This is a genomic window from Advenella kashmirensis W13003, assembly GCF_000506985.1.
Lineage (GTDB): Bacteria > Pseudomonadota > Gammaproteobacteria > Burkholderiales > Burkholderiaceae_B > Advenella > Advenella kashmirensis_A.
Genome location: NZ_KI650980.1, coordinates 549,282 through 575,124 on the forward strand (window position 1 = coordinate 549,282; position 25,843 = coordinate 575,124).

The following is a 25,843-nucleotide window of genomic DNA, read 5'->3' on the forward strand; positions in this document are numbered from 1 at the left end:
CGTCTTTTCAGAATAGGCTTTTTATGTGCGGAATTATCGGTATCGTCGGGCGTGGTCCAGTGAACCAGCTGGTGTACGACAGCCTGCTGCTGCTGCAACATCGTGGGCAGGACGCGGCAGGCATCGCCACCGCCTACGGTAACCACTTTAATATGTACAAAGCGCATGGACTGGTTCGCGATGTCTTTCGCACCCGTAATATGCGTGACCTTCCCGGACATGCCGGTATCGGCCAGGTACGTTACCCGACGGCCGGCTCCAGTGATTCGCTCGAAGAAGCGCAACCCTTTTATGTGAATGCGCCTTTCGGCATCACGTTCGCCCATAACGGCAATCTGACCAACTGGCGGGAGCTGCGCGAATCCCTGTTCAAGGTCGACCAGCGGCATATCAATACCAATTCGGATTCCGAAGTTCTGCTGAATGTGCTGGCACATGAACTGCAGTCCGCGGCAAAAGGCACCTCCCTGGATCCGCAAGCCATGTTCAACGCGGTTGCCGCGGTTCATCGCAGGGTCAAAGGCGCCTATTCCGTCGTTGCTCAGATCGCAGGGTACGGGTTGCTGGCATTTCGCGATCCGTTCGGCATCCGGCCGCTGTGCCTGGGCAAATTCGAGTCCGAGCTGGGTACGGAATGGATGGTTGCTTCCGAGTCGGTTGCGCTCGAAGGCAGCGGCTTTGATTTCGTACGTGATGTTGACGCCGGTGAGGCCATATTCGTTGATCTGGATGGTAATGTGCATGAAAAGCAATGCGCAGACAATCCGGTCCTGACGCCCTGCATTTTCGAGTATGTTTATTTTGCCCGTCCCGATTCAACCATCAATGGCGTCAATGTTTACAATGCGCGCCTGAAAATGGGCGAATATCTGGCCGATAAGGTTGCCCGCCAAATTCGCCTGCAGGAAATCGATGTTGTCATGCCGATTCCCGATTCTTCCCGCCCTGCGGCCATGCAACTGGCCTCCAGGCTGGACCTTGAATATCGCGAAGGCTTTATCAAGAACCGCTACGTCGGACGTACCTTTATCATGCCCGGCCAGGCTGTAAGGAAAAAATCGGTACGCCAGAAACTGAATGCCATGAGCATGGAATTCAAGGATAAAAATGTGCTGCTGGTAGATGACTCGATTGTGCGTGGTACCACCAGTCGCGAGATTGTCGATATGGCCAGGGCAGCGGGAGCCCGCAAGGTCTTTTTCGCGTCGGCCGCGCCGCCGGTATGCTTTCCCAATGTGTATGGTATTGATATGCCGACGCAGGATGAACTCATTGCCAATGGCAGAACGCCGGAAGAGGTGGCCAAAGAAATCGGCGCCGACGCGCTGGTGTATCAGGATCTCGAAGACCTGAAGTCGGCGATTTCAGATTTGAACCCGGCCCTGACCCAGTTTGAATCGTCCTGCTTTGACGGACAGTATGTAACTGGCGATGTCGACAGTGCCTATCTTGAGCGCCTGCGGCTGACCCGCCATCAGGCCAAGGAAGGCCAGGCAGTGGGCGGCCTGCAGTTCAATATGGGTTACGCTGCCAACGCTTAAAGCAAGGTGCCGCCTTCGTTTTGCCCTAGAAGGTAATGTGGGGCGGCATGTGTCGTCGCCGGCTCACAGCGCTGGCGCTACAGACAGCCATTTTTTAAACCTGCCCGGTTGGGGATTAACCCGGGCAGGTTTTTTTAACGCCGGGCGATCATTGATTAACCCGCTCTTTTCTGCACTTTAATAGCCTATGCGGCCACATGTGTTGCGATGCAACATTTCAAGGTATATAATTGATATGTCATCTATTGATATACCAACTATGCCTAACTTACATCCCTTAACTCATCAAACCGATACCCGACGGCTGGTCTTGTCGCTGACGGGTCATCTGAACCGTCAATGGCGGCGGCTGGTGGATCGTCGCTTGCAGCCTCTGGGTCTGACAGAAGCGACCTGGCTGCCCCTGTTATATATCTCGCGTGCCAAAGCGCCACTGCGTCAGAAAGACCTGGCGGCGCTGATCGGTCTGGATAGCTCGTCTGTGGTCCGTCTTCTGGATGGACTGGAAACGGCCGGGTACGTTCAGCGCCTTGAGGGCACAGACCGTCGGGAAAAATTGATTCATCTGACGCCAGCAGGACAAAAAACCGTGGCGACTGTAGAGAGGGTGGTGCAGGAAGGGCGTAAACGTCTTTTTCGCGACGTGAATCCGGACGAGCTGGGTGCTGCCTGTTCGGTGTTGCAACAATTATTGGGAACCATGGAATCGCTAGGCGAAAACTTGTGGTCTGAAGAAGGTCGTCATGACTGAAAAAATCGCAATCTCCTCAAACGTAGTGCGGGCACCCCTGTGGTTACTCGTGCTGGTGACGCTCAGTGGCACGCTGGCCATGCATATGTTTGTTCCTGCCATGCCCACGGCAGCGTATGATCTGCATGCCAGCATGAGTGCCATGCAAATGACAATCAGTCTGTATATTCTTGGGCTGGCGGTGGGGCAACTGGTCTACGGTCCGTTGTCGGATGGCTTTGGGCGGCGGCCGCTGCTGATTGCCGGGTTGTCGATCTATGTACTCGCGGGCGTGGCTGCGTCGCTGGCGCAGAGCGAATCGACCCTGATTCTGGCAAGACTGTTCCAGGCGCTGGGCGGCTGTGCCGGGCTGGCACTTGGCCGCGCTATCGTGCGCGATACAGCGGCGGGCGATAGCGCGGTCAAAGACCAGGCGCTTCTGAATTTGATCATGATGGCCGGACCCGGTCTGGCTCCGTTGCTGGGCTCGCTGCTCACGCTGCATTTTGGCTGGCGCGCGGTATTTTATGCATTGGCGCTGCTGGGCCTGGTCACTCTGTTGTCGGCCTGGCGGCTGTTGCCGGAAACCGGCGCGCCGGCAGGAAAGGTTAGTCCGGCGGCGCTGGCTAACGATTATAAGTCCCTGTTGAGCACGCCATCCTTTCTGGGGTATGCCTTCGGCGGCGGTTGTGCCACGACAGCGATCTATTCTTTTATTGCTGCGGCACCGTTCATTATCACCGGTGATCTGCACCGTCCTTTGCAGGAAGTTGGCATTTATCTGACCCTTCTGATCGTGGGACTGTCGGTGGGCAATGCGGCAACGCGGCAATTGATCGGTCGCTACTCCCTGGAGCGATTGCTGATCGGGGGAAATGCGCTAAGCGTATTTGCTGCAGTTCTCCTGCTGGCCTTTACGCTGACGGGCCATCTGCATATCGTGGTGGTCACCGGTCTGATGTTTGTGTTCGCCATTGGTGCCGGTGTGGCCAGTCCTGCTGCACTCACCAAGGGACTGAATGTCGAGCGGCATCTTGTGGGATCGGCTGCAGGGCTTTACGGATTTACGCAGATGTCGATCGGCGCCCTCTGTACGGCGCTGGTCGGGCTGGGGGATAATCCTGCGCTTACTGCGTTTACCGTACTTGCATGCGCTGCCATTCTGGGCCAGGCCGGTTTATGGTACGGCATGAAACAGGATCGCCGGCAGGAGCATAATGTGCTGGTGTCCGAAACCTCAACCCATCCTCATTAGGCTAATCAGGTTGCACACGCCATCGGGAGCGCCGTGTGACTGATGGCAAGAGAGGTGGCGCCGGCGAAGATCTGAGAGCCGCGGGCTCCAGGATGGTTAGCCGAAACGGGGAGCACGCTGTGTACGGCCGATCAGCGCATAGCAACTGATGACCAGCAGCACAACGAACAACAGCATCGCCCACAGTACATATTCGACACCCAGGACGGTAACCTTGGCATCCATGCAGGTGGCATAAATGCCAAAGAGCCAAGGCGCCATGCCATCCAGACCTGTGGTTTTGGACATGAAAATATCGGCAAACGTGCGGTCGCACGATACCATTTCGGAGGCAACGGTATATTGATACCACGCCGCGACCAAGCCTGCGATTGAGAGTGCCGCAGCAAGCGCCGCTACAACCCGTTTTGCCACGCCTGGCAACAAATTGCCTAGCAGGCATACGACCGCCGTTACCAGCAGAATCAGCCGTTGCAGTACACACCAGGCGCAGGGCGGCATATCGAAAATATGCTGACTGACAAGGGCGACGCCCAGAGCAACAAGGCAGAGCAGAGCAATCAAATTCAGGCGAGACTGGGTCATAACGTAGTCCTGGAGTAGGTGGAAGCGATATCGGCAAACAGGCTCATGATCAGTTCATGCGCGCCATCCCAGATAATCTGGACACCGATACATAAGAGAATAAAGGCCGACAGGCGCATAAACACGGCCGTGCCGGACTTGCCCAAACGGGCCAGAAAGCGTGCGGCAAAGCGCAGGCAGAAAAACAGAATTGCGCTCACGCTAAGCACGGCAAGCAGCATGCCGCTGACGTTCAGCACGCCCGATGCCGCGCTGATAAAGTCAAACGATGCGCCGACGGTGATGGCCGCCGAAATGCTGCCCGGTCCGCAGGCAATGGGGAAGGTGAGTGGATAAAACGCGCTGGCCTTTACTTTTTCCTGGGAATAGTTTTCCACCAGTTTTTCATGGGCATCGGTATCGGGATCTTTGGCGTTGACCAGTTGCCAGGCGCTGGCTACCACCAGCAGACCGCCACCCACGCGCACGATCGGCAGCGAAATGCCGAAAAACCGCAGCACCATATTGCCGAACAGGGCGGCCAGGGTGAGCATGACAAACGCATTGACCGAAATGCGTTTGGCAAGTTGCTTGCGGGTCGTGGCGCTTGCGCCTTCGGTCATAGTCAGAAAAATGGGCGCTACTGCAGGCGGATTGACAATGGGAAGCAGTGTCGCCAGGACAAACAAAAAACTGCGGCTGAAGATCAGGATATAGTCGTTGATGCTCATACGGGCTATTTCTGTGCGGTCAGGTTATTGATGGCGGTCAGAAGATCACGTTTAAACTGCATTTGCGTTCGCGGATTATCCAGGGCACTGCCGCCCAGAATAAAAATATCCTCGACCCGATCTCCCAGCGTCATGACCTTGGCCATTTGCAGATTGATCTGGTGACGCTTGAATGTATTGGCAAGCGCATACAAAATACCCGGGCTATCCATGGCAGTAATAGATAATCGCCAGTAATGACTGTTCTCGTCGGGTAAAAGTTCAATAATGGGCACCAGCGGAAAGGTACGCGAGCGGCGCACATTGGCCCCGACCACATAACGGTTGCCGCTCAGGGTGAGCGGTTCGTTTGGGGACGGCAGCGGTTCATTCAGGCGCTGGCGCAGGCCATGTTCAATCAACGGCACATTTGAGCGGATGTCAGCGTCGATCGCAGCGCTGTCCACCACGAAACTGTCCAGCGCATAGCCCTGGCGCGTGGTGTGAATGCGGGCATCCAGAATATCGATGCGCTGTTCGTAGAAATAAGAGCAGATCTGCTCAAACAGGTCAGGGCGGTCATTAACGTAGACCATGACCTGGATGCCTTCGTTGTTCTCAGTGGGACGGGCACGCACCTGCGCACCCACTTGCGGCAGCATGCGATACAGCAGCCGCGTGTGCCAGGCGATGTCGCGGGCTTCGTGTCGCAGAAAATAGGCGACATCAAGCGTGTTCCAGAAGCGGTCGCGATCCTGATCATTGATGCCCGAAAAGCGCACCAGCGCCATCGCATCGTTCTTGCGCTGTGTCAGGACCGTTTGCCGGTCAAAGACGTTGCTGCCCAGTGCGGTCAGTGTGTAGTTGTATAAATCTTCCAGCAACTTGCCTTTCCAGGCGTTCCATACCTTGGGGCTGGTGCCGCGGATGTCGGCGACCGTGAGCAAATAGAGTGCCGTCAGTCGTCTTTCGGTACCGACAATGTCGGCAAATTCCTGAATGACTGCGGGTTCCGACAAATCGCGCTTTTGGGCGAAGGACGACATGGTCAGATGATGCAAGACCAGAAATTCAACCAATTGGCAGTCGTCTGCGTCCAGGTTGTGGTCGCGCGCAAACCTGCGCACTTCGAGTGCGCCCAGCGTGGAGTGGTTGCCGCCGCGGCCCTTGGCAATATCGTGGAACAGGGCGGCGACATACAGCAGCCAGTGCTGGTCCATATCTGCTATCAGCCTGCTGGCCAGCGGATACTCCTGAGCGTGTTCGGGCATGGTGAAACGCCGGATATTGCGAATCACCATCAGGGTATGCTGGTCAACTGTGTACACATGAAACAGGTCGTGCTGCATCTGCCCGACAATTTTCCGGAATACCGGAATGTATTGCGGCAGGATGCTGAGCATGCTCATGCGGCGGAAGGTATGAACAATACCGGTAGGCTGTTGCAGTATTTGCAGAAAGAGCCATTTGTTCACCGGGTTACGGCGAAATTGCCCGTCGATACGATGGCGCGAGCTCCAGATCAGTCGCTGCAGTTTGGCCGACATATCGTTCACTTCCGGATGCTGCTGCAGCACCAGAAACGCCTTGAGCAGCAACTGGGGCTTGCGCTCGAAGGCATCGTCTGCCACCAGATCAAGCTGCTGGCCTACGCGACAGAAATCCTCGTCGATCATGGCCCTGCAGTCCTGAACCGGGAAAAAATATTCCCGAAAACTCTGCATCATGATGTGATTCATCAGATACACAATACGGGCTGCCCAATAGTAACGCTGCATCAGCACTTCACCGGGGCGCCGTCCATCGGTTGTCCTGATCCGGTAGACTTCCGCCAGTTGGGGCTGCATGTGAAACAGCACGCGATCATCGCGCTTGCCGGCCAGGATATGCAGATCAATGCGCAGGCGCTTGAACGCCTGTTCGGCCTTGGCGCATTTGGCGGCTTCATCGCGCGTCATCATGCCGTGGCTGACCAGGTCGCGCCAGCTGCCGGACAGTCCGGCGGCGCGGCTGATCCACTGGATAGTCTGCAGATCACGCAGGGCACCGGGCGATTCCTTGCAATTGGGTTCCAGAGAATAGGGCGTTTCGCTATACCGCGCGTATCGCTGCTGCAATTCGAGCTGCTTGGCCAGGAAAAAATCCTGCGGATTCAACTGTTCCCGAAAGCGTTTTTCAAGTTCCGTTGCCAGCTTGCGGTTTCCCAGAATGTAACGCAGCTCCAGCAGCCCGGTTTCCACCGTAATATCGCTCGCGCTCTCGCTCAGGCAGTCGTCGATGGTGCGTACGCTATGGCCGATATCCAGTCCCAGATCCCACAGTGACGAAACAAACCGTTCCAGCATGGTCTTTTCACCAGCTTCAGGAGGATGCTGCAGCAGGATGAGCAGATCGATATCCGAGTAGGGGTAGAGCTCACCCCGGCCGTATCCGCCAATGGCGCATAAACTGGCACCGGCGGGCAACGGAAAGTGGGCGACCAGGTCTTTCATGGCCTGGTCAGCCTGTTTTCTGAGCGTGACCAGCAGCGAATCAGGGCGTGAGCGGGTCTGGCGATAGTTTTCCAGCGCCAGCGCTTTTTGTTCAGTGAGGCGGTTCCGGATTGCAAGAGCCGGGCTGACTGTATTCATGAAACTCCTCTGCGCCGCGTCTGCCATCGAACGGCCTTTAAGGCAGGCCTTTGACAAAAGCGGGCGCAGCGGGCATGCCTGGCGAGCGGGTCAGTACGTCATAACCGCTTTCTGTCACAATCAGGGTGTGTTCCCACTGGGCGGACAGGCTGTGGTCGCGTGTCACGACCGTCCACTGGTCTGCCAGAACGCGGCTTTCCCGACGTCCGGCGTTTATCATGGGTTCAATGGTAAAAACCATGCCCTGTTCGAGCTTGAGGCCTTCGCCCGGCTTGCCGTAATGCAGCACCTGGGGATCTTCGTGAAAACGCTGGCCGATGCCGTGCCCGCAATATTCGCGGACCACCGAAAACCCTTGGCCCTCGGCGTGCTTCTGGATGGCATGGCCAATATCGCCCAGGGTGGCCCCGGGGCGTACCTGTTCGATACCGAGCCACATGCATTCGTAGGTGATATCGGTCAGGCGACGCGCTAAAATAGAAGGCTCTCCTACATAGAACATGCGACTGGTGTCGCCAAACCAGCCGTCCTTGATGATGGTGACGTCAATGTTGAGCACATCGCCTGACTTGAGTTTCTTATCGCCGGGGATGCCGTGGCAAATAACGTGATTGACCGAGGTGCAGACCGCGCCGGTAAAGGGAGGATATCCCGGTGGCTGGTAGCCGATGGTAGCCGACTCAACACCGCGCTCGATCATGAAATCATGACAGATTTTGTTGATTTCACCCGTTGTAATGCCCGGCTTGATCATGGGTGCGACATGATCCAGTACCAGGGCGGCGTCTTCGCAGGCGGCGCGCATGGCACGAATGTCTTCTTGATTTGTGAGAGTAGCCATAACTGCTTGAGTATATGAGTGAAATAATAGTAGAATTATAGGCTTTCCCGGAATTGTTTGGTGTATTTGCGGGCAATTTCGGAGAACGGGCTTCTGAAAAAGAAGTCTTAGCGGTGGTTTTTAAGCGTATTTTTAGCGTGGCTTTCGTGGGGCTGGGAATGGTAAAACCCATGCAGAACAACCTTCTGTACAGCCTGCAACGCCTTAATGAAAGCGCTTTTAAACACATTGGAAAACGGGCTCTGGAATCGATCAGAGTCACAGAAGTGAAGGGTGCTGTTTACCTTTAAAATGCATATGTAAAGTGCAATTTAATACGTGAATGCAGACCATTTTTTATTTTATTAGCGCGCCGTTTTTCCTAGGGTGTTGATTATATACAACAAAATCAATATCAAAGCGGTGCAGGAACCTAACCCTCTGGAGTTAAGAATTATGTCATTGATGCGTGAAATGCTCGAAGCCGGTGTCCACTTTGGTCACCAGACCCGTTACTGGAACCCTAAAATGTCACAGTACATTTTCGGTCATCGTAACAAAATCCACATCATCAATCTGGAAAAAACCGTTGCCAGCTTTCTGGAAGCCCAGAAGTTTGCCCGTCAAATCACGGCGCGCGGTGGCAACATCCTGTTCGTCGGCACCAAGCGTGCTGCCCGTGAAATCGTTGCCGAAGAAGCAGCCCGTTGTGGCATGCCTTTCGTAGACAGCCGCTGGCTGGGCGGCATGATGACCAACTTCAAAACGGTCAAAACGTCTATCAAACGCCTGAAAGACATGGAAGCGGCGATCGCTGACGGCAGCAAAGAGCGCATGAGCAAGAAAGAAGGTCTCATGTTTGATCGTGAACTGGACAAGCTGAACAAGTCCATTGGCGGTATCAAGGATATGAACACCTTGCCTGACGCGCTGTTCGTCATTGACGTGGGTTACCACAAAATCGCCATCCAGGAAGCCCGTACACTGGGTATTCCGGTCATTGCGGTTGTTGATACCAACCACTCTCCTGACGGCGTAGACTACGTTATCCCCGGTAACGATGACTCTGCCAAGGCCATTGCCCTGTACGCCAAAGGTATCGCCGATGCGGTGCTGGAAGGTCGTGAACAGAACCTGAACGGTGTGGTTGAAACCATCGTTGAAGGTGAAGAAGAGTTCGTCGAAGAAGTGCCTGAAAGCAACTAAGTTTTACGGTCGTATCATGCGCCCGTCCTGCACGGGCGCATTCATCAAATTTATCAACGTAATACGCAGTACGGATTGCCGCCAGGCTGTCATCCGTGCCTGCTATTGTCACTGTTTCTAGTGGCGCCGGTTGTGTTCCGGGCCGCTTTCTTTCCTGTCCTGCAGGATCGTTTACTAAATTTAACTGGAGTTATCATGGCTGAGATTACCGCCTCAATGGTCAAAGAGTTACGCGAAAAAACTGACGCCCCCATGATGGAATGCAAAAAAGCCCTCTCCGAAGCAGAGGGCGACATGGCGCGTGCAGAAGAAATTCTGCGCATCAAGCTGGGCAGCAAAGCCAGCAAAGCGGCCTCGCGTGTGACTGCTGAAGGCCTGATCGGCTTGTATATTGCATCTGACGCCAAAACCGGCGCTGTGGTCGAAATCAATTGCGAAACCGACTTTGTTGCCAAAAACGAAGACTTCATCAACTTCGTCAACAACGTTGCTCAACTGATTTCTGAAAAGAACCCGGCTGACGTGGCTGCCCTGGCTGAACTGCCCATGGACGAAGGCACGGTTGAAACCACGCGTGCCGCTCTGGTCGGTAAGGTTGGTGAAAACATGGCGATCCGTCGCTTTACCCGCTTTGAAACCGAAGATCAGCTGGCCAGCTATGTTCATGGCGGACGTATTGGTGTTCTGGTGGACTACCAGGGCGATGCTGACGTCGGCAAAGACCTGGCCATGCATGTTGCGGCCACAAAACCCAAGGCGCTTGACGCCTCTGGTGTCGCGGCGGCTGATATTGAAGCCGAGCGTTCTGTTGCCGAGCAGAAAGCGGCTGAATCCGGCAAACCCGCCGAGATCGTGTCCAAAATGGTAGAAGGCTCTGTGGCCAAATTTCTGAAAGAAGTCACACTGCTGAACCAGCCTTTTGTCAAAAACGACAAGCAAAGCGTTGAGCAGATGCTCAAAGAGAAAAAAAGCCGTATCAACCGCTTCTCTCTGTTTGTTGTTGGTGAGGGCATCGAGAAGAAAACAACTGATTTTGCCGCAGAAGTGGCTGCCGCTGCTGCAGGCAACTAAGCAGTGCTGCGCCGCTTGCGGCAATCATGATGCCGGCCAGGCGGTCATCGCCTGCTGCGCATCGTGCACATCAGACAGTCGGCCAGACAGGGTCGCAAATCCAAAGAATCCCCTTTTAAGGGGATTCTTTTTGAATTCAGTAAATGTCGGGGCCAGAGTGGTTACAATAGCGTGTCAATTTTCTAAGGTAGTTCGGCCATGAGCAGCAGATACAAACGTGTGCTTTTAAAACTTTCGGGTGAAGCGTTAATGGGCGACGATGCCTACGGTATTAACCGCGCAACCATCAATCGTATGACAGGTGAAATCGCCGAAGTGTCACGCATGGGCGTGGAACTGGCGATTGTTATCGGTGGTGGCAATATTTTCCGCGGCGTCGCGCCTGGCGCACAGGGCATGGATCGCGCCACTGCCGACTACATGGGTATGATGGCCACTGTCATGAACGCGCTGGCCCTGCAGGATGCCCTCAAGGGCCATGGCGTGGTCACACGGGTACAATCGGCCCTGAATATTGATCAGGTCATTGAGCCGTATATTCGCCCCAAGGCGCTGCGCTATCTTGAAGAAAAGAAAGTCGTTATTTTTGCCGCCGGCACTGGCAATCCGTTTTTCACAACCGACACTGCGGCTGCGTTGCGCGGCGCGGAAATCGGCGCGGAAATCGTCCTGAAGGCGACCAAGGTGGACGGCGTCTATTCTGCCGATCCCAACAAGGACCCGACCGCTACGCGTTATTCGCGCATCAGCTTCGACGAAGTCATCACGCGTCGTCTGGAAATCATGGATGCGACCGCTTTTGCCTTGTGTCGCGACCAGAAATTGCCTATCAAAGTGTTCTCCATCAATAAAACCGGCGCGCTGGCTCGCGCAATTTGCGGCGAAGATGAAGGCACGCTGGTACACGTATAAAGGAATGTAATGAGTATCTCCGAACTGCAGAAATCGGCCGAAAGCCGTATGAATAAATCGCTGGACACCCTCAAGACCAATCTGTCCAAAATTCGCACCGGGCGCGCCCATGGCGGCATTCTGGATCATGTGACGGTTGAATACTATGGTTCTCCGGTGCCGATCAGTCAGGTGGCAGCGGTCAATGTCGTCGATGCCCGTACCCTGAGTGTGCAGCCCTGGGAAAAACAGATGGCAGGCCCGATCGAAAAAGCCATTCGCGAATCCGACCTGGGTCTGAACCCGGTCTCCATGGGTGAGAGCATTCGTGTCCCCATGCCGGCACTGACTGAGGAGCGCCGTCGTGATCTGGTCAAGGTCGTCAAAAACGAAGGTGAAGACGCCAAAATCGCCGTGCGCAATCTGCGCCGGGATGCCAATGACGGTTTTAAAAAGCTGCTCAAGGACAAGGATATTTCCGAAGACGACGATCGTCGTGCCCAGGATGTCATTCAGAAGCTCACAGACCGGTTTGTGGCTGACATAGACAAGATCGTGACTCAGAAAGAAGCCGAAATCATGACGGTCTGATCGCGCAGGCAACGACATTGCGGCACGATTTTTAACAGAATAGATCAACTCATGAACCATAGTTCCACACTCTCCATCCCTGAGACAGACGGTACGCCCCGGCATATCGCAATTATTATGGATGGAAACGGACGCTGGGCAACGCGCCGGTTCATGCCCCGTACAGCGGGGCATGCCAAGGGCGTACAGGCAGTGCGTCGAGTCGTGGAATACTGCGGCAGCAACGGCATCGATTACCTTACACTGTTTGCCTTCAGTTCGGAAAACTGGCGCAGGCCGCAGGAAGAAGTCTCGTTGCTGATGAAGCTGTTTGTCCAGGCGCTGGAAAAGGAAGTCTCCCGCCTGAACAGCAATCAGGTGCGACTGCGCGTTGTCGGCGATTTGTCGCCGCTTGAACCCTATCTGCAAAAGCTTATTGCGCAGGCTGAAGCGACTACGGCGGGCAATACCGGCCTGACATTGACGATCGCGGCCAATTATGGCGGACGCTGGGATATCATGCAGGCGTTTCGTGCATTGATGAAGGCCAGGCCGGACCTGTCTGCAAACCCCGATCAGATATCCGAAGCAGAATTGAGTCCGTATCTGTGCATGAATTGGGCACCCGAGCCGGATCTGTTCATTCGCACCGGCGGCGAAAGCCGCATTTCCAATTTCCTGATCTGGCAACTGGCGTACACGGAGCTGTATTTTACCGATTGTTACTGGCCGGATTTTGGTGCGGCAGACATGGATCGCGCCATCCAATGGTATCGTGGACGTGAGCGACGCTTTGGCCGGACCAGCGCGCAAATCGCGGACGAATCGCCATCTTCCTGAAAGGAGAGCGCATGTTATTGCAGCGCGTCATTACTGCAGTCGTTCTGTTGATCGTTCTATTGATGGTCAGCGTTTTTCTTTCACCCGTCAGCTTTCGTGTATTTGTGGCGCTTGCCAGTGCCATCGCCCTGTGGGAGTGGCTGCGTATCACGGCAACGGGCAGTTTTTCACGTGTTATTGCTGGGCTCTATTTTGTGCTGGCAGTCTGGGCAAGTATTGCAGGTTTCCACGGCGCGCCGGCGAGTGGGTCTGCCGCACCGTGGAGCAGCTGGATCGACATCCTGGCTGCCGTCCTGGCGGGCGTAGGACTGCTTTTCTGGACGATACTGGTGCCGGTCACACTCAAGCGTGCCGATACGGGCAGTTCCCCAGTGAGTGCACTGGGCAGCGCCATGGGCGTGATCGTGATTGGCGCCAGTGCACTTGGGTTGTCCATGATGCATCAGCAATATGGCGCATGGTTCATTTTCTCTTTTCTGGGTGTGATCTGGTGTGCCGATACCTTCGCCTATTTCGGCGGGCGCCATTTTGCCGGTCCCAGGCTGGCGCCAGCGATCAGTCCGGGAAAAACACGCTCGGGTGCCGCTTGTGGACTGCTAGCTGCCGTGCTGTGGATGGCCATCACCATGTATATTGACGGCAGTTTTGCCGCGTTTCTCGGGCAGTCGCTGCCGCTGCCGGTGGTGTTGCTGATCGGTGCGATTCTGGCAATCTATTCCATGATCGGCGATTTGTATGAGTCACTGCTCAAGCGTCGTGCCGGCATCAAAGACTCGAGCCAGCTGTTGCCCGGCCATGGTGGCGTGTGGGATCGCTTCGATTCCATTCTCGCGGTGACGCCCGTGGTGCTCGCCTTGTGGCTGCTGATTCGTCATTACCATTAACGGGACCCGTGCCCGCTCTACCCGGAAAGTCCATGCAGAATATTACGATTTTCGGCGCAACCGGTTCGATAGGGGACAGTACCCTCGATATTGTGCGCCGACACCCCGACCGGTTTCGCGTCTATGCCCTGAGTGCACAACGCCGCATGAAAAAACTGGCCGAGCTGGCGCTGGCATTCGCGGCCAAAGTCATCATTGTTCCCGACGTAGAGGCTGTGGATGCTTTTCGCGAGCACTGGCCTGCCGATCACGCCTTGCCCGAGATCCGGCTGGGCGAGCGTGGTTTGTGCGAAACCGCCAGAGATCCCGAAACCGATTGCGTCGTGGCTGCCATTGTCGGCATTGCAGGGCTGGCGTCAGCGTTTGAAGCCGCCCAGGCCGGCAAGCGCATTCTGCTGGCCAATAAAGAGGCGCTGGTGGCGGCGGGCGAGTTGTTCATGCATACCGTGCAGGCTCATGATGCCCAGTTGTTGCCGGTGGACAGCGAGCACAATGCCATTTTTCAGTGTCTGCAGGACGGCCGGCAGAGCCAGCACATTCGACGCATTGTGCTGACCGCCTCGGGCGGACCGTTTCGCAATACCCCTTTGCATGAACTTGAAACGGTTACGCCGGCGCAGGCATGTCGCCATCCGAACTGGAGCATGGGACAGAAAATTTCGGTGGATTCGGCCACCATGCTGAACAAGGGGCTGGAAGTCATCGAAGCCCATTATCTGTTTGGCCTGCCTGCCGGGCAAATTGATGTGGTGATCCATCCGGAAAGTACCGTGCACTCCATGGTGGAGTTTATCGACGGTTCGCTGCTGGCCCAGTTGGGCAACACCGATATGCGCATTCCCATTTCCTATGTAATGGGGTACCCTGAGCGTATCGAAAGTAATACACCCGCCTTTGATCTGAGTAAATTGCACCAGTTGAATTTTTCGGTGCCCGATTATCAGCGCTTTCCCTGTCTGAGACTGGCATTTGATGCGCTTGCTGCCGGCCAGGCACAGTGTATTGCCCTGAACGCGGCCAATGAAATTGCCGTGGCACATTTTCTGCAGGGCAGGCTGCGCTTTCCGCAGATTGCCCAGGTAATCGAGCGGGCGCTGGATTGGCAAAGCGGACAGTCCGGCAATATTGCCCACATTGATGACGTATTCCAGCTTGACCGTCAGGTGCGTGAACGCGCCACGGCGTTTTTACCGGCCTCTGTCTGATTATTATGCTTTCCAGTATTCTTTTTTTCATTATCACGATCAGTATCGTGGTGGTCTTCCACGAGTTGGGGCACTATCTGGCGGCACGCGCCTGCGGTGTTCATGTCGAGCGATTTTCTCTCGGTTTTGGCAAGGTCTTGCTTAGTCGTCGTGATCGTCGTGGCACAGAATGGGTGGTGTCGGCCCTCCCACTGGGTGGCTACGTCAAGCCTCTGGCCGAGCCCGAAGCAGGTGCCATGCCGCAGCAGGGCAGAGGTGCCATGAGTGAAAAAAATCCCTGGCAGCGCATGCTGATTTTTGCAGCAGGGCCGGCATTCAGCCTGCTCTTGGGGATCCTGATTTACTCGGGCATGAACATGGTAGGCTCCAGCGTTCCCCAAGCCATTCTGGGCGCGCCTGCTTCCGGTACGCCGGCGCAGCTGGCGGGTGTCAAAAAGGGCGACAGGGTGCTTGCGCTCAATGGCGGCGATGTGCGTTCCTGGACGCAACTGCAACAGGGATTGCTTGAACCCATGATACTGGGCCAATCGGTCAGGCTGACCCTGCAAGAGGGCGAGCAGGCACCCCGTGATGTTACGATTGCCTTGCAGGCAGCGCCCAAGGACCTCGAAAATGTCAATCTGTCCGGTCAGAATGGACTGGTGATTGATGCACCGCCGCCCCGCGCCGCACAAATTATCGCCGGCGGCGCCGGTGAAGCAGCCGGGTTAAAGCAGGGTGACGTGATCCTCCAGGCCGGCTCGCTCACATCACCTGATGCCCCAGCGTTCATCGCCGAAATTGAAAAAAATCCCGGCAAAGCGGTGCCGCTGCTGGTATTGCGTGATGGTCAGCGTCTGACCCTTCAGGTCATCCCGAAACCGACGCCGAACCCGGACGGGGTCGTGCAGGGCAAGATCGGCGTGGCTCTGGATGCACGTTATCCGATGACCTTTGTTCGCTACGGCGTGCTCGAGAGCGTCAGCCTGGCAACGACCCGAACATTCGATACCGCCTGGTTTTCAGTCAAAATGCTGGCAAAAATGGTGACAGGGCAGGTTTCCTGGAAAAATATCAGCGGGCCCGTTACCATTGCTGATTATGCAGGTAAATCCGCCAGCCTGGGCGTTGAGCGCTTTATTGAATTTGTCGCGCTCATCACCATCAGTATCGGTGTGCTGAATCTCGTGCCCATTCCGGGTCTGGACGGCGGGCAGATGCTGTTTGCATTGTTTGAAATCATCCGTGGCCGGCCCTTGCCCGCATTTGTGCAGGAAAAAGGACTGGCGGTGGGCTATATGCTGCTGCTCGCCCTGATGGTCGTCGCCTTTCTGAATGATGTGATGCGAATCACGGGATAAGAGTGGCGCAACAGTCGCTAACGTATTACTACACAAGGAAATTTGCTGACAAGACGCTGGGTTCTGACATACAATTTAGCGCTTATGCATATCCGTATCCACAAGGAAAGTCCGAATGTCTCTGAGACAGCTCAGTTCAATGAAAAAGAAAGCGATTCCGGCCCTGGTCGCCATGCTCATTCTTCCGTCAGCATCTTTTGCATTTGCGCCCTTCGTGGTGCAGGACATCCAGGTAAAGGGCCTGCGCAGCACTGATCCTGCCACCCTGTTTAATTATGTGCCCGCCCGGGTGGGCCAGCAGTTTACCGAAGCACAGGCCACAGATTCGGTTAAACGCCTGTATGCAACCGGTCTGTTCAATGATGTCGATATTTCGACACGTAACAATATCGTGTACGTGAATGTGGTAGAGCGTCCGGTTATTACATCGGTCACGTTCGATGGCATGAAGGCATTTGACAGCAAAACCATCACGGAAACCCTGCAGGGGGTTGGTTTTGGAGCGGGCCGCGCCTATGACGAAGCGCTGCTTGAACGCGCCAAAAACGAAATCCGCGCGCAATATGTACAGAAAGGCCATTACGGCACGGAAGTCAATTCGGCCATTACACCCTTGCCCAATAACCGGGTCGGTATCAGTTTCACGGTACAGGAAAGCAGTATTTCCAGGATCCGCGATATCCATTTCGTCGGCAATGAAGCCGTGTCTGAAAGTACGCTGCGCGACCAGATGGATATGACCACGCCCGGATATATGACATGGTACACAGGCTCTGACAAGTACTCGCGCGAAAAACTGGAAAAAGATACCGAGTCCATCCGCAAATATTATATGGACCGCGGCTACCTGGATTTCTCCATGGATACGCCCCAGGTCAATATCACACCAGATCGCGAAGATATTTCAATCAATATGACCGTCAATGAGGGTAAACCGTACAAATTGCGCAAAGTGCAATTGGCCGGGAACCTCATGGGCCTGAATAATGAATTGCAGGCGCTGATCAAACCAAAAGCTGGCGAAACGTATAGCGAAGAGCGCGCCAAGGAAACCACCGACGCCATCAAAAACTATCTCGGCGGACTGGGCTATGCTTTCGCCAACGTCAATGCCAATCCGGTGCCTGACAAGGAAACACAGGAAGCCGATCTGACATTCTTTGTCGATCCGGGCCGTCGCGTCTATGTAAATCGCATCAATATCGGCGGTAACGTGCGTACGCGGGATGAAGTTATCCGTCGCGAAATGCGCCAGCAGGAAGCGGGCTGGTACGATGAAAACCGCTTGTCCCAGTCCAAGGACCGGGTCAATCGCCTTGGCTATTTCAACGATGTGAACGTGACCCAAATGCCCGTGGCCGGTACCGATGACCAGGTCGACGTGAATGTGGACGTCAAGGAAAAGCCCACGGGTCTGATCAACCTTGGTGTGGGTTACGGCACCACCGACAAATTGTCATTTACTGCCGGCATCAGTCAGGAAAACGTATTCGGTTCAGGGACCGATCTGGGTCTGCAGGTCAATACCAGCAAGCGCTACCGCAATATCAGCCTGACCCATACCGATCCGTACTGGACCACCAGCGGCATCAGCCGGACCACCTCGCTGTATTACCGTACAGAAAGACCGCTGAATTATAACGTCGAGCAGGACGAGGATTCCTACCGGACACGCACCATCGGTCTGGGTATGAACTTCGGCGTACCTATTTCCGAAAATGATCGCATCATCCTGGGCGCGACCTTTGAAAACAGTAACATCAAGTTGCCGGGTGAGGACTCAGGCTACCTGATTCCGAAGGCTTACCGTGATTTCGTTGACGACTATGGCTCATCCACCAACCTGCTGATGCTCAACCTGGGCTGGAGAAAAGATACCCGCGACAATGCACTGGCACCGACGCGGGGCTATCTGAGTTCGGTTCAGGCAACGCTGGGTGTGGGCGATCTGAAATACTATATGTTCAGTGGCCAGCAGCAGTATTACCTGCCGCTGGGCAAAGACTATACGCTGGCGTTTAACGTCAGTGCCGATTATGGACGTTCGCTTTCCAGCGACAAACCATTCCCTATCATCAAAAACATTTATGCAGGTGGTATCGGTTCGGTTCGTGGCTATGAGGGCGCGTCGCTGGGTCCAAGGGATCTGGTCACGGGTGACTATCTGGGCGGCTCAAAACGCATCGTCGGTAATGTGCAGTTGTATCTGCCTTTCCCGGGCACGCATAACGACCGCACGCTGCGCTGGTTCGTCTTTGCCGATGCAGGCAAGGTGGGCACCACGGGCAAGGCAAGTTGTACCATTGGTAACGACAACGAAGGTGGCTTGGTAGAGGATCCGTGCGGCTGGCGTTATTCCACGGGTATCGGCCTGTCCTGGCAGTCTCCGTTGGGTCCGCTGGAAATTTCCTATGCACATCCGATCAGTCCAAAGCCGGGTGACAACAAACAGAAATTCCAGTTCCAGATCGGTACATCGTTCTGATTCATTCGCCATAAACGTAGTCTGTTGTAACACGTCTGCAATTACCCTTACAGGGCTGCAGGCGTCACAGCCTGCTTTTTAACGCTATAATCAATTTTTTCACTGAAGGTTAACGTATATGAGTTTTAGCTTGGCAAATACGAAGTTCAACAAACGCACAATTAACCAGTTGCTTGTGGCTACTGTGCTCGGCGTTTCTGCATCTTCTGGTGCGTTTGCACAAACTGCCGGCAAAGCTGCAGACAAAAAGCCGGCAGGTACGTCGACAGCTTCTGAAACTGCGCCCGTCAGCAATATCAAAATCGGCTTCGTCAATACAGAAAAAATTCTGCGCGATTCTGTGCCTGCAAAAGACGCACAGACGAAAATTGAAAACGAATTCAAAAAACGTGACGCCGAACTGCAAAAACTGGCCGGCACACTGCGCACCAAGTACGAAAATTTCGACAAAAATGCGCCTGTCATGTCCGACTCAGATCGCACCAAGGCACAGCGCGAACTGTCAGACCTTGATACCGACCTGCAGCGCAAGCGCCGTGAATTTCAGGAAGATTTCAATCGTCGTCGTAACGAAGCGTTTTCAGGTATTGTTGAAAAAGCGAACGCAGCGATCAAGAATATCGCCGAAAAACAGAATTACGACCTGATCGTACAGGATGCCGTAACAGTCAGCCCGCGTATCGATATTACCGATACGGTCATCAAAGCGCTCGATAACGGTAAATAACCATGGCGCAAGACCCGCAAGCTGTTCAGGCAGTCATGCTGGACGAGCTGCTTGGCGCAGCCGACACGCAGGGTCTAACGTGGGAAATCAAAAACCCGCAGGGCAGGGCGATGCCACGTATCAGTGGCATCGCCTCGCTGACTAACGCGACCCCGCAATCCATCAGTTTTCTCTCCAATCCGAAATTCTTTGGCCAACTGGCGTCGACCCAGGCAGCGGCTGTGTTGCTACCTGCGCGTGCGCTTGAACACCTGCCCGAGCAGACGCCTTTTCTGATCGTCTGTTGCGAAGACCCCTATCTGCTTTATTCCCGGCTGAGCCAATGGTTTGAAAAACAAAGGCTGGCAAGACTCTCGCGCACAATCCACCCGACTGCCGTGATTCACGAGAGCGCGCATCTGGGCCAGAATGTCGCGATCGGGCCGCATGTTGTGGTCGAAGAAAACGTGAGCATCGCTAGCGGCGTGACCATCGGCCCTGGTTGCGTGATCGGCCGTGATTGCCAGATCGGCAGCGACAGCCTGTTGCATGCCAGAGTCACTTTCTACGCAGGCGTGAGCATCGGCGAGCGTTGCATTATCCATAGCGGTGCCGTGCTTGGCGCCGATGGCTTTGGTTTCGCCCCGGATGCGACCCATGAGCCAGGCGGCTGGTCCAAGATTGTCCAGTTCGGCGGAGTCGTACTGGGCAACGACGTGGAAGTCGGCGCGAACACCACGATTGATCGTGGTGCGCTGGACGATACCATTATTGGTAACGACGTGAAGCTGGATAATCTGATCATGATCGGACATAACGTACAGGTCGGCGACCACACCGCCATGGCCGGGTGTGCGGGTATTGCCGGCTCCACGATCATCGGCAAGCGCTGTACCATCGCCGGCGCGGCCATGCTCGCAGGACATATCCGCCTGGCCGATGACGTGCATATCTCGGGCGCGACATCCGTCATGTCGGATATCACCAAACCGGGTCGTTACACCAGTGTCTTTCCGCTGGCCGAGCACTCGCTCTGGCAGAAAAATGCAGCGGTCCTGCTGCAGCTGGCACAATTGCGTCGCCGGATTCGCGATCTGGAAAAGTCCTAATATCGGATTCCTTGTGCGCAGGAGGGTATTTTCCGGCGAAATTGTCTAAAATAGCGCCACTACCACCATCATTTATTTATATACAGGATTATTCATGCAAGTAGATATTCAAAGCATTATGGCGCGGCTTCCACATCGCTATCCGATGCTGCTTGTAGACAGAGTCCTGGAAATGGTGCCGGGCAAAAGTATTGTTGCCCTCAAGAACGTGACCATTAATGAGCCCTTTTTCAATGGCCATTTTCCTGGTCGTCCAGTCATGCCTGGCGTGCTGATTATTGAAGCGCTGGCCCAGGCCGCAGCCATTTTTTCATTTGCGGACGAAGACGGTTCCTGCAATCATGATATTTCGCGCAAGGCGTACTATCTGGTCGGGGTCGACAATGCACGTTTCCGCAAGCCGGTGGTGCCTGGCGATCAGCTCAAGCTTGAGGTGACTGCTGATCGCATCAGTAAAGTCATCTGTAAATACAGTGCACGCGCTACCGTTGATGGTGGCGTCGTAGCTGAAGCTGCGATCATGTGTGCCATTCGCGACCTGGACGAACAATGACTGAGCTTATCCATCCCACTGCTGTCATCCATGACGGCGCAAAAATCCATCCCTCTGTCAAAGTAGGGGCCTATTCTGTCATTCACGAAAATGTCACCATTGGTGAAGGCAGCATTGTCGGTGAGCATTGCGTCATCGACGGGCTGACCACGATTGGCAAAAACAATGTGTTCTATCGTTTTTGTTCCATCGGCGGCAACCCTCAGGACAAAAAATATTCAGGTGAGAAAACATCGCTTGAAATGGGCGATGGCAATACCATTCGCGAGTTTGTGACCATCAATACCGGTACGGTTCAGGACGTTGGTACGACGCGCCTGGGCGACGATAACTGGATCATGGCGTACGTGCATATCGCGCATGATTGCCAGATTGCCAATCACACCATTCTGGCCAATTCCGTGCAACTTGCCGGCCATATCCATATCGACGACTGGGCCATTGTGGGCGGCAGCTCGGCAGCGCATCAGTACATCCATATCGGCGCGCACTCCATGACGGGCGGAATGAGCGCGATCCGTCAGGATATTCCCCCTTATGTGCTGGGTGCAGGGCAGCCCTATCGGCCCGCCGGGATCAATTCCGAAGGCCTGAAACGTCGCGGCTTTACGCCCGAGCAAATTCACGCCATCAAGGATGCCTATAAAATCATCTATATGCGCAAGTTGTCCTCGGCCGATGCAGCAGAGGAAATTGTGCGCTATCAGCACGACCATCCCGATACGGCGAGCGTGCTTGATCCTTTCGTCGCCTTTTTTCAGACCGCCTCGCGCGGCGTCAGCCGGGGATGAGCCTGGTTCTTTCAATGGTGGCGGGCGAACCCTCCGGTGATTTGCTCGCTTCACGTATTATTCAAGGGATACGCGCAAAAGATCCTCAGCTGTCAGCCAGTGGCATCGGTGGCCCGGATATGCAACAACAGGGTATGAACATCCTGCATCCGATGGACGACCTGTCCGTATTCGGATATGTTGACGCGCTCAAAAATCTTCCCCGGCTTATCCATACCTATCTGAGTTTTCGCTCATCGGTGCTCAGGCTGCGGCCGGATGTGTTCGTAGGGGTTGACGCCCCCGATTTTAATCTCCGGCTGGAGCATCATCTTCGCAAGAAAGGCATTCCGACGGTGCATTTTGTAGGGCCATCCATCTGGGCATGGCGCTATGAAAGAATACACAAGATTCGCGCCGCGGTTTCCCATATGCTGGTGCTGTTTCCGTTCGAAGAGGAAATTTATCGCAAGGAAGGAGTGCCGGTTACGTATGTCGGCCATCCGCTGGCCGCGCAGATTCCTGAAAATCCCAGTAAAGCACAGGCGCGCAAGCGTCTGGGCATCGAAGAGGGTGGTCGCATCCTGGCCATCCTGCCGGGCAGCCGCGCGTCTGAAATCGCTCAACTGGCGCCGCGATTTTTGCAGGCTGCGACGCTGTTGCTAAAAGAAGATCCGTCACTGCGCTTCATTGTGCCTCTGGTCAACGAGGCCCGAGCCGCGCAATTCAAGGCGATTCTGGCTAATCATGATTTGCCCAATCTGCGCTGTTTTTCCACGCGTGTGGCCGAACATCCCATCGCCTGGGATATCATGGAAGCATGTGACGCAGCATTGGTTGCCAGCGGCACCGCGACATTAGAGACCGCATTGTTTCAACGCCCGATGGTTATTTCCTATGTGCTGACGCCGCTCATGCGGCGGTTGATGGAGTGGAAAGCCGGCCAGGATGGGCCCACTTTGCCCTGGGTCGGTCTGCCCAATGTCTTATTGCGCGAGTTTGCAGTGCCCGAGCTGCTCCAGGAAGCGGCCACGCCGGCGAATCTGGCGCAAGCCTGCGTTAAAGCATTGACCGATACCACGTATATCGAACAGACAGAAGAAAAATTCCGCCAGTTGCATCGTACGCTTAACCGCGATACGGCAGCGCTGGCAGCGGAGGCGATCCTTGCCACGGCAAACGCCTGACCTATCCCTGTTTGGCAATTTGCCTTTGCCTCGCATGACCGCCGGTATTGATGAGGCGGGCAGGGGGCCGCTGGCCGGAGATGTCTTCGCGGCTGCCGTCATCCTGGACCCGGCTCGTCGCATCAATGGCCTGGCTGACTCCAAAACCCTGACCGAAGCGAAACGCGAAAGCCTGGCGCACCGTATCCGTGAAAAAGCGCTGGCCTGGTCCATTGCCAGTGCAACGGTCGCGGAAATCGATCAGCTCAATATTCTGGCCGCCACAATGCTGGCCATGCGGCGCGCTTTTGAGGGGCTGGCTGCAGCCAGCGGAATACCGGTAGCCGAGCTGGTACTGGTCGATGGCAATCAGGTGCCACGTGGTCTGAACGTGCCATGTCATGCGATCGTCAGGGGCGACGCCCTGCATGCCTGTATTTCTGCTGCTTCCATACTGGCCAAGACCGCCAGAGATGCGCAGTTGCGACAGCTACATACCCAATACCCGGAGTATGCTTTTGATCAGCATAAAGGGTACGGGACCGCCTTGCATCTGGCCCGCCTCAAAACCCATGGACCCTGTCCGGTGCACCGTACGACTTTCAGGCCGGTGCGCGTGCTGATCTGCCCGCCTGCAGGCGAGCCTTTTTTGGCGTAAAATAAGTTAATCACTTTTGAAATTAAAAAGTCAATTGGCTTGATTCTGCCGATAATATCGGTAAACTGAGGCCAGATCGCGCTGAAAATCGGCTTTTTCACCACAACGACTCAATAAATAAAACATTGTCCCAAATTGACATGTACCTGACGCCGATTGGAAGTACAATACGCCTTGCCTATTTGCGGGGATCCCCGACGTGAAACTCAAATAATGGAAACAAAATTCACCCCTATTGCGCCTGATGCAGAATTACCGCACCGGAAAATCATACGTAGCTGGCTGATTCCAATCTCCCAGCAGAATACGTTCCGGGCGTTTTTGCTGCTGTTTGTCGACTACAGCCTGCTGCTGGCTCTGCTGGCCGGTACATTGTTCCTGTCGGCATGGTGGCTCAAACTTGCCTGCGCGCTGGTCGCGGGCTTTGTCATTGGTCGCCTGTTCATTATCGGACACGACGCGTGCCACCAAAGCCTGACCCCCCATCGCAAGCTCAACAAATGGATCGGCCGCATCGCCTTTTTGCCGGCTGTGTCTCCCTATAGTCTCTGGGATGTTGGCCACAACGTAGTGCACCACGGCTTCACCAATCTGAAGGGCATGGACTTCGTCTGGTGCCCCAAAACTAAAGAAGAATACGACGCCATGTCACCCATGCGGCGTTTTATGGAACGTGTCTATCGCGGTCCGCTGGGCGCCGGTATCTATTACATCATCGAAATATGGTGGAACCGCATGATGTTCCCGAGCAAGGGTTATATGGGAACTCAGCGCAAGGTGTTCTTCTGGGATGGCCTGCTTGTCAGTATTTTCGGCCTGGCCTGGCTGGGTGGCGTGATTTATGCCGCAACCGCCACCGGTCAATCGGTGCTGATGCTGGTGGCGTTCGCCTGGCTTATTCCGCTGCTTTTCTGGTTCTACATGATCGGTTTCGTGGTTTACATTCAGCATACGCACACCCGTGTGGTCTGGCATGACAACCGGGCCGTCTGGGCCAAGGCGCAGCCCTTTGTCTCGACAACGGTCCACATGATGTTCCGCTTCAAGTTTGGCTCGCTGATGCATCACATCATGGAGCATACTGCACACCATGTGGATATGAGCATTCCGCTCTATAAACTCAAAAAGGCGCAGAAGACGCTGGAAGACATGCTGCCCAGCCGTATCGTGATCCAGATGTTCAGCTGGTCCTGGTATTTCCGTACCATCAAGGCCTGCAAGCTGTACAACTACCAAGAGCGCTACTGGACCGACTTCAAAGGCAACAAATCGCCTGACGTCGTTTAAGGTTGTCGGCGGGTGCGCGTCACTCGCCTGCGCTTGAAAATACGTTACTATCCCTGCTCAGGCAGGGTTTTTTTATGAAACAGATTCAGTCCAAAGAAAACGCATTGGTGCGGCAGAGCATGAAAGTGGCGGCGGGACGGGACAAAGCCCGGCTTCTGCTCGAAGGCGTGCATTTGTGTCAGGAATGGCTTGCCCGCTATGGTCAGCCCGAGTCTGTTCTGCTACGGTCCTCAAGCAGCGCACAGCCCGATATCCGTGCGCTGCTGAATCACACCGATGCTTCGCTGCACTATGAACTGACTGACGCGTTGTTCAACGCGATTGCCACTGTGCAGGCGCCGCAAGGCGTTATGTTCGTGGCGGCGCGGCCGATTCCGGCGCCAGTGGCTCGCTTTGACGCAACGGCGCTTTGGGTGGATCGTCTGCAGGATCCGGGCAATCTCGGCACGATTTTGCGCACGGCTGCTGCTGCCGATGTTCGGCATGTCCTGCTCTCTACGGGCTGTGTCGGAGCCTGGTCGCCCAAAGTGCTGCGCAGTGCCCAGGGCGCGCATTTCGCGCTGGATATTCATGAGCATCAGGATTTTTCACAGATCAGGCAAAAACTCGACATGCCCGTTTATGCCTCTTCACTCGCACCGGGTGCGCGCAGTCTGTATGAAGGGGTGTTGCCCGGTGCCTGTCTGTGGGTGGTCGGAAACGAAGGGCAGGGCGTGCATCCGGATATACTGGCGCAAGCGGATCAATGTCTTTTTATCCCGCAATCTGCAGCGGTTGAATCGCTCAATGTCGCTGTGGCGACGGCTATTTTGCTGTTTGAACAGCGCCGCCAGCATCTCACACCTTGTTAAG

General features: G+C 55.1%; 24 protein-coding genes. 20 read left to right on the top strand and 4 right to left on the bottom strand.

Annotated elements, in window-relative coordinates:
- Positions 1-23: 23 nt before the first annotated feature.
- The 3 genes from purF (at position 24) to W822_RS37345 (ending at position 3,526) form a co-directional block, all read left to right on the top strand.
- Positions 24-1,541 carry an amidophosphoribosyltransferase gene (gene purF / locus W822_RS37335; protein WP_024005800.1) on the top strand — a complete coding sequence of 506 codons (1,518 nt, stop codon included), beginning with the start codon at positions 24-26 and terminating at the stop codon, positions 1,539-1,541.
- Positions 1,542-1,800: 259 nt separating this feature from the next.
- Positions 1,801-2,292, top strand: a complete 492-nt coding sequence (locus W822_RS37340) for a MarR family winged helix-turn-helix transcriptional regulator (RefSeq protein WP_024005801.1) — start codon at positions 1,801-1,803, stop codon at positions 2,290-2,292.
- Positions 2,285-3,526, top strand: a complete 1,242-nt coding sequence (locus tag W822_RS37345) for a multidrug effflux MFS transporter (RefSeq protein ID WP_024005802.1) — start codon at positions 2,285-2,287, stop codon at positions 3,524-3,526. The genes W822_RS37340 and W822_RS37345 overlap by 8 nt, the downstream gene beginning before the upstream one ends.
- Before the next feature lie 96 nt (positions 3,527-3,622).
- On the opposite strand, the gene W822_RS37350 is transcribed toward W822_RS37345, so the two are convergent.
- From W822_RS37350 to map, 4 genes are read right to left on the bottom strand one after another with little or no spacing between them, the layout of a single operon-like run.
- On the bottom strand, positions 3,623-4,111 hold the full coding sequence (locus tag W822_RS37350; RefSeq protein WP_024005803.1) for a disulfide bond formation protein B: 489 nt from the start codon (positions 4,109-4,111) through the stop codon (positions 3,623-3,625).
- Positions 4,108-4,821: a MarC family protein gene (locus tag W822_RS37355; protein ID WP_024005804.1), complete on the bottom strand. Its 714-nt coding sequence runs from the start codon at positions 4,819-4,821 to the stop codon at positions 4,108-4,110. The genes W822_RS37350 and W822_RS37355 overlap by 4 nt, the downstream gene beginning before the upstream one ends.
- Before the next feature lie 5 nt (positions 4,822-4,826).
- Positions 4,827-7,430 (bottom strand): [protein-PII] uridylyltransferase, encoded by a 2,604-nt coding sequence (locus tag W822_RS37360; protein WP_024005805.1) that lies wholly within the window; start codon positions 7,428-7,430, stop codon positions 4,827-4,829.
- Between the two features lie 37 nt (positions 7,431-7,467).
- Positions 7,468-8,271 carry a type I methionyl aminopeptidase gene (gene map, locus W822_RS37365; protein ID WP_024005806.1) on the bottom strand — a complete coding sequence of 268 codons (804 nt, stop codon included), beginning with the start codon at positions 8,269-8,271 and terminating at the stop codon, positions 7,468-7,470.
- 435 nt (positions 8,272-8,706) lie between these two features.
- Between map and rpsB the strand changes: the two genes are divergently transcribed.
- From rpsB to W822_RS37455, 17 genes are all read left to right on the top strand, one after another.
- Positions 8,707-9,456: a 30S ribosomal protein S2 gene (gene rpsB / locus W822_RS37375; protein ID WP_024005808.1), complete on the top strand. Its 750-nt coding sequence runs from the start codon at positions 8,707-8,709 to the stop codon at positions 9,454-9,456.
- Between the two features lie 195 nt (positions 9,457-9,651).
- Positions 9,652-10,527 carry a translation elongation factor Ts gene (tsf, locus tag W822_RS37380; RefSeq protein WP_024005809.1) on the top strand — a complete coding sequence of 292 codons (876 nt, stop codon included), beginning with the start codon at positions 9,652-9,654 and terminating at the stop codon, positions 10,525-10,527.
- Between the two features lie 198 nt (positions 10,528-10,725).
- Positions 10,726-11,439, top strand: coding sequence for a UMP kinase (gene pyrH / locus W822_RS37385; protein ID WP_024005810.1), 714 nt, complete (start codon positions 10,726-10,728; stop codon positions 11,437-11,439).
- 9 nt (positions 11,440-11,448) lie between these two features.
- Positions 11,449-12,009, top strand: coding sequence for a ribosome recycling factor (gene frr / locus W822_RS37390; RefSeq protein WP_024005811.1), 561 nt, complete (start codon positions 11,449-11,451; stop codon positions 12,007-12,009).
- A gap of 51 nt (positions 12,010-12,060) precedes the next feature.
- On the top strand, positions 12,061-12,828 hold the full coding sequence (uppS, locus tag W822_RS37395; RefSeq protein WP_024005812.1) for a polyprenyl diphosphate synthase: 768 nt from the start codon (positions 12,061-12,063) through the stop codon (positions 12,826-12,828).
- A gap of 11 nt (positions 12,829-12,839) precedes the next feature.
- Positions 12,840-13,712 carry a phosphatidate cytidylyltransferase gene (locus tag W822_RS37400; RefSeq protein ID WP_024005813.1) on the top strand — a complete coding sequence of 291 codons (873 nt, stop codon included), beginning with the start codon at positions 12,840-12,842 and terminating at the stop codon, positions 13,710-13,712.
- A 32-nt stretch (positions 13,713-13,744) separates the two neighbouring features.
- A complete protein-coding gene (gene dxr / locus W822_RS37405) occupies positions 13,745-14,917 on the top strand; it encodes a 1-deoxy-D-xylulose-5-phosphate reductoisomerase (RefSeq protein WP_024005814.1) in 1,173 nt (390 codons plus the stop codon).
- A gap of 5 nt (positions 14,918-14,922) precedes the next feature.
- Positions 14,923-16,257 carry an RIP metalloprotease RseP gene (rseP, locus tag W822_RS37410; RefSeq protein ID WP_024005815.1) on the top strand — a complete coding sequence of 445 codons (1,335 nt, stop codon included), beginning with the start codon at positions 14,923-14,925 and terminating at the stop codon, positions 16,255-16,257.
- Between the two features lie 115 nt (positions 16,258-16,372).
- On the top strand, positions 16,373-18,742 hold the full coding sequence (bamA, locus tag W822_RS37415; RefSeq protein ID WP_024005816.1) for an outer membrane protein assembly factor BamA: 2,370 nt from the start codon (positions 16,373-16,375) through the stop codon (positions 18,740-18,742).
- A gap of 118 nt (positions 18,743-18,860) precedes the next feature.
- Entirely contained in the window at positions 18,861-19,469 is a 609-nt protein-coding gene (locus W822_RS37420) for an OmpH/Skp family outer membrane protein (protein ID WP_051401753.1), read from the top strand.
- Positions 19,466-20,557: a UDP-3-O-(3-hydroxymyristoyl)glucosamine N-acyltransferase gene (gene lpxD / locus W822_RS37425; protein WP_024005818.1), complete on the top strand. Its 1,092-nt coding sequence runs from the start codon at positions 19,466-19,468 to the stop codon at positions 20,555-20,557. The genes W822_RS37420 and lpxD overlap by 4 nt, the downstream gene beginning before the upstream one ends.
- 94 nt (positions 20,558-20,651) lie before the next feature.
- Entirely contained in the window at positions 20,652-21,110 is a 459-nt protein-coding gene (fabZ, locus tag W822_RS37430; protein ID WP_024005819.1) for a 3-hydroxyacyl-ACP dehydratase FabZ, read from the top strand.
- Complete coding sequence (gene lpxA, locus W822_RS37435; protein ID WP_024005820.1) at positions 21,107-21,901, top strand: acyl-ACP--UDP-N-acetylglucosamine O-acyltransferase; 795 nt, start codon at positions 21,107-21,109, stop codon at positions 21,899-21,901. The genes fabZ and lpxA overlap by 4 nt, the downstream gene beginning before the upstream one ends.
- On the top strand, positions 21,898-23,067 hold the full coding sequence (lpxB, locus tag W822_RS37440) for a lipid-A-disaccharide synthase (protein WP_024005821.1): 1,170 nt from the start codon (positions 21,898-21,900) through the stop codon (positions 23,065-23,067). Before lpxA ends, lpxB begins: the two co-directional genes overlap by 4 nt.
- 34 nt (positions 23,068-23,101) lie before the next feature.
- Positions 23,102-23,704: a ribonuclease HII gene (gene rnhB, locus W822_RS37445; protein ID WP_051401754.1), complete on the top strand. Its 603-nt coding sequence runs from the start codon at positions 23,102-23,104 to the stop codon at positions 23,702-23,704.
- Positions 23,705-23,917: 213 nt separating this feature from the next.
- The gene (locus W822_RS37450) at positions 23,918-24,991 is read left to right on the top strand and encodes a fatty acid desaturase (RefSeq protein WP_024005823.1); all 1,074 of its coding nucleotides are present in this window, start codon (positions 23,918-23,920) and stop codon (positions 24,989-24,991) included.
- Between the two features lie 74 nt (positions 24,992-25,065).
- Positions 25,066-25,842, top strand: a complete 777-nt coding sequence (locus W822_RS37455; RefSeq protein ID WP_024005824.1) for a TrmH family RNA methyltransferase — start codon at positions 25,066-25,068, stop codon at positions 25,840-25,842.
- The last annotated feature ends 1 nt before the right edge of the window (position 25,843 follow it).

What these genes read in the sequence shown, in the direction of transcription:
- W822_RS37450 (WP_024005823.1), top strand. Translation starts at nt 23,918, where the DNA reads ATGGAAACAAAATTCACCCCTATTGCGCCTGATGCAGAATTACCGCAC.
- purF (WP_024005800.1), top strand. Translation starts at nt 24, where the DNA reads ATGTGCGGAATTATCGGTATCGTCGGGCGTGGTCCAGTGAACCAGCTG.
- tsf (WP_024005809.1), top strand. Translation starts at nt 9,652, where the DNA reads ATGGCTGAGATTACCGCCTCAATGGTCAAAGAGTTACGCGAAAAAACT.
- lpxB (WP_024005821.1), top strand. Translation starts at nt 21,898, where the DNA reads ATGAGCCTGGTTCTTTCAATGGTGGCGGGCGAACCCTCCGGTGATTTG.
- lpxA (WP_024005820.1), top strand. Translation starts at nt 21,107, where the DNA reads ATGACTGAGCTTATCCATCCCACTGCTGTCATCCATGACGGCGCAAAA.
- W822_RS37355 (WP_024005804.1), bottom strand. Translation starts at nt 4,821, where the DNA reads ATGAGCATCAACGACTATATCCTGATCTTCAGCCGCAGTTTTTTGTTT.
- frr (WP_024005811.1), top strand. Translation starts at nt 11,449, where the DNA reads ATGAGTATCTCCGAACTGCAGAAATCGGCCGAAAGCCGTATGAATAAA.
- W822_RS37420 (WP_051401753.1), top strand. Translation starts at nt 18,861, where the DNA reads ATGAGTTTTAGCTTGGCAAATACGAAGTTCAACAAACGCACAATTAAC.
- W822_RS37350 (WP_024005803.1), bottom strand. Translation starts at nt 4,111, where the DNA reads ATGACCCAGTCTCGCCTGAATTTGATTGCTCTGCTCTGCCTTGTTGCT.
- W822_RS37345 (WP_024005802.1), top strand. Translation starts at nt 2,285, where the DNA reads ATGACTGAAAAAATCGCAATCTCCTCAAACGTAGTGCGGGCACCCCTG.
- rseP (WP_024005815.1), top strand. Translation starts at nt 14,923, where the DNA reads ATGCTTTCCAGTATTCTTTTTTTCATTATCACGATCAGTATCGTGGTG.
- bamA (WP_024005816.1), top strand. Translation starts at nt 16,373, where the DNA reads ATGTCTCTGAGACAGCTCAGTTCAATGAAAAAGAAAGCGATTCCGGCC.
- dxr (WP_024005814.1), top strand. Translation starts at nt 13,745, where the DNA reads ATGCAGAATATTACGATTTTCGGCGCAACCGGTTCGATAGGGGACAGT.
- rnhB (WP_051401754.1), top strand. Translation starts at nt 23,102, where the DNA reads ATGACCGCCGGTATTGATGAGGCGGGCAGGGGGCCGCTGGCCGGAGAT.
- pyrH (WP_024005810.1), top strand. Translation starts at nt 10,726, where the DNA reads ATGAGCAGCAGATACAAACGTGTGCTTTTAAAACTTTCGGGTGAAGCG.
- W822_RS37400 (WP_024005813.1), top strand. Translation starts at nt 12,840, where the DNA reads ATGTTATTGCAGCGCGTCATTACTGCAGTCGTTCTGTTGATCGTTCTA.
- uppS (WP_024005812.1), top strand. Translation starts at nt 12,061, where the DNA reads ATGAACCATAGTTCCACACTCTCCATCCCTGAGACAGACGGTACGCCC.
- fabZ (WP_024005819.1), top strand. Translation starts at nt 20,652, where the DNA reads ATGCAAGTAGATATTCAAAGCATTATGGCGCGGCTTCCACATCGCTAT.
- W822_RS37455 (WP_024005824.1), top strand. Translation starts at nt 25,066, where the DNA reads ATGAAACAGATTCAGTCCAAAGAAAACGCATTGGTGCGGCAGAGCATG.
- map (WP_024005806.1), bottom strand. Translation starts at nt 8,271, where the DNA reads ATGGCTACTCTCACAAATCAAGAAGACATTCGTGCCATGCGCGCCGCC.
- rpsB (WP_024005808.1), top strand. Translation starts at nt 8,707, where the DNA reads ATGTCATTGATGCGTGAAATGCTCGAAGCCGGTGTCCACTTTGGTCAC.
- W822_RS37340 (WP_024005801.1), top strand. Translation starts at nt 1,801, where the DNA reads ATGCCTAACTTACATCCCTTAACTCATCAAACCGATACCCGACGGCTG.
- W822_RS37360 (WP_024005805.1), bottom strand. Translation starts at nt 7,430, where the DNA reads ATGAATACAGTCAGCCCGGCTCTTGCAATCCGGAACCGCCTCACTGAA.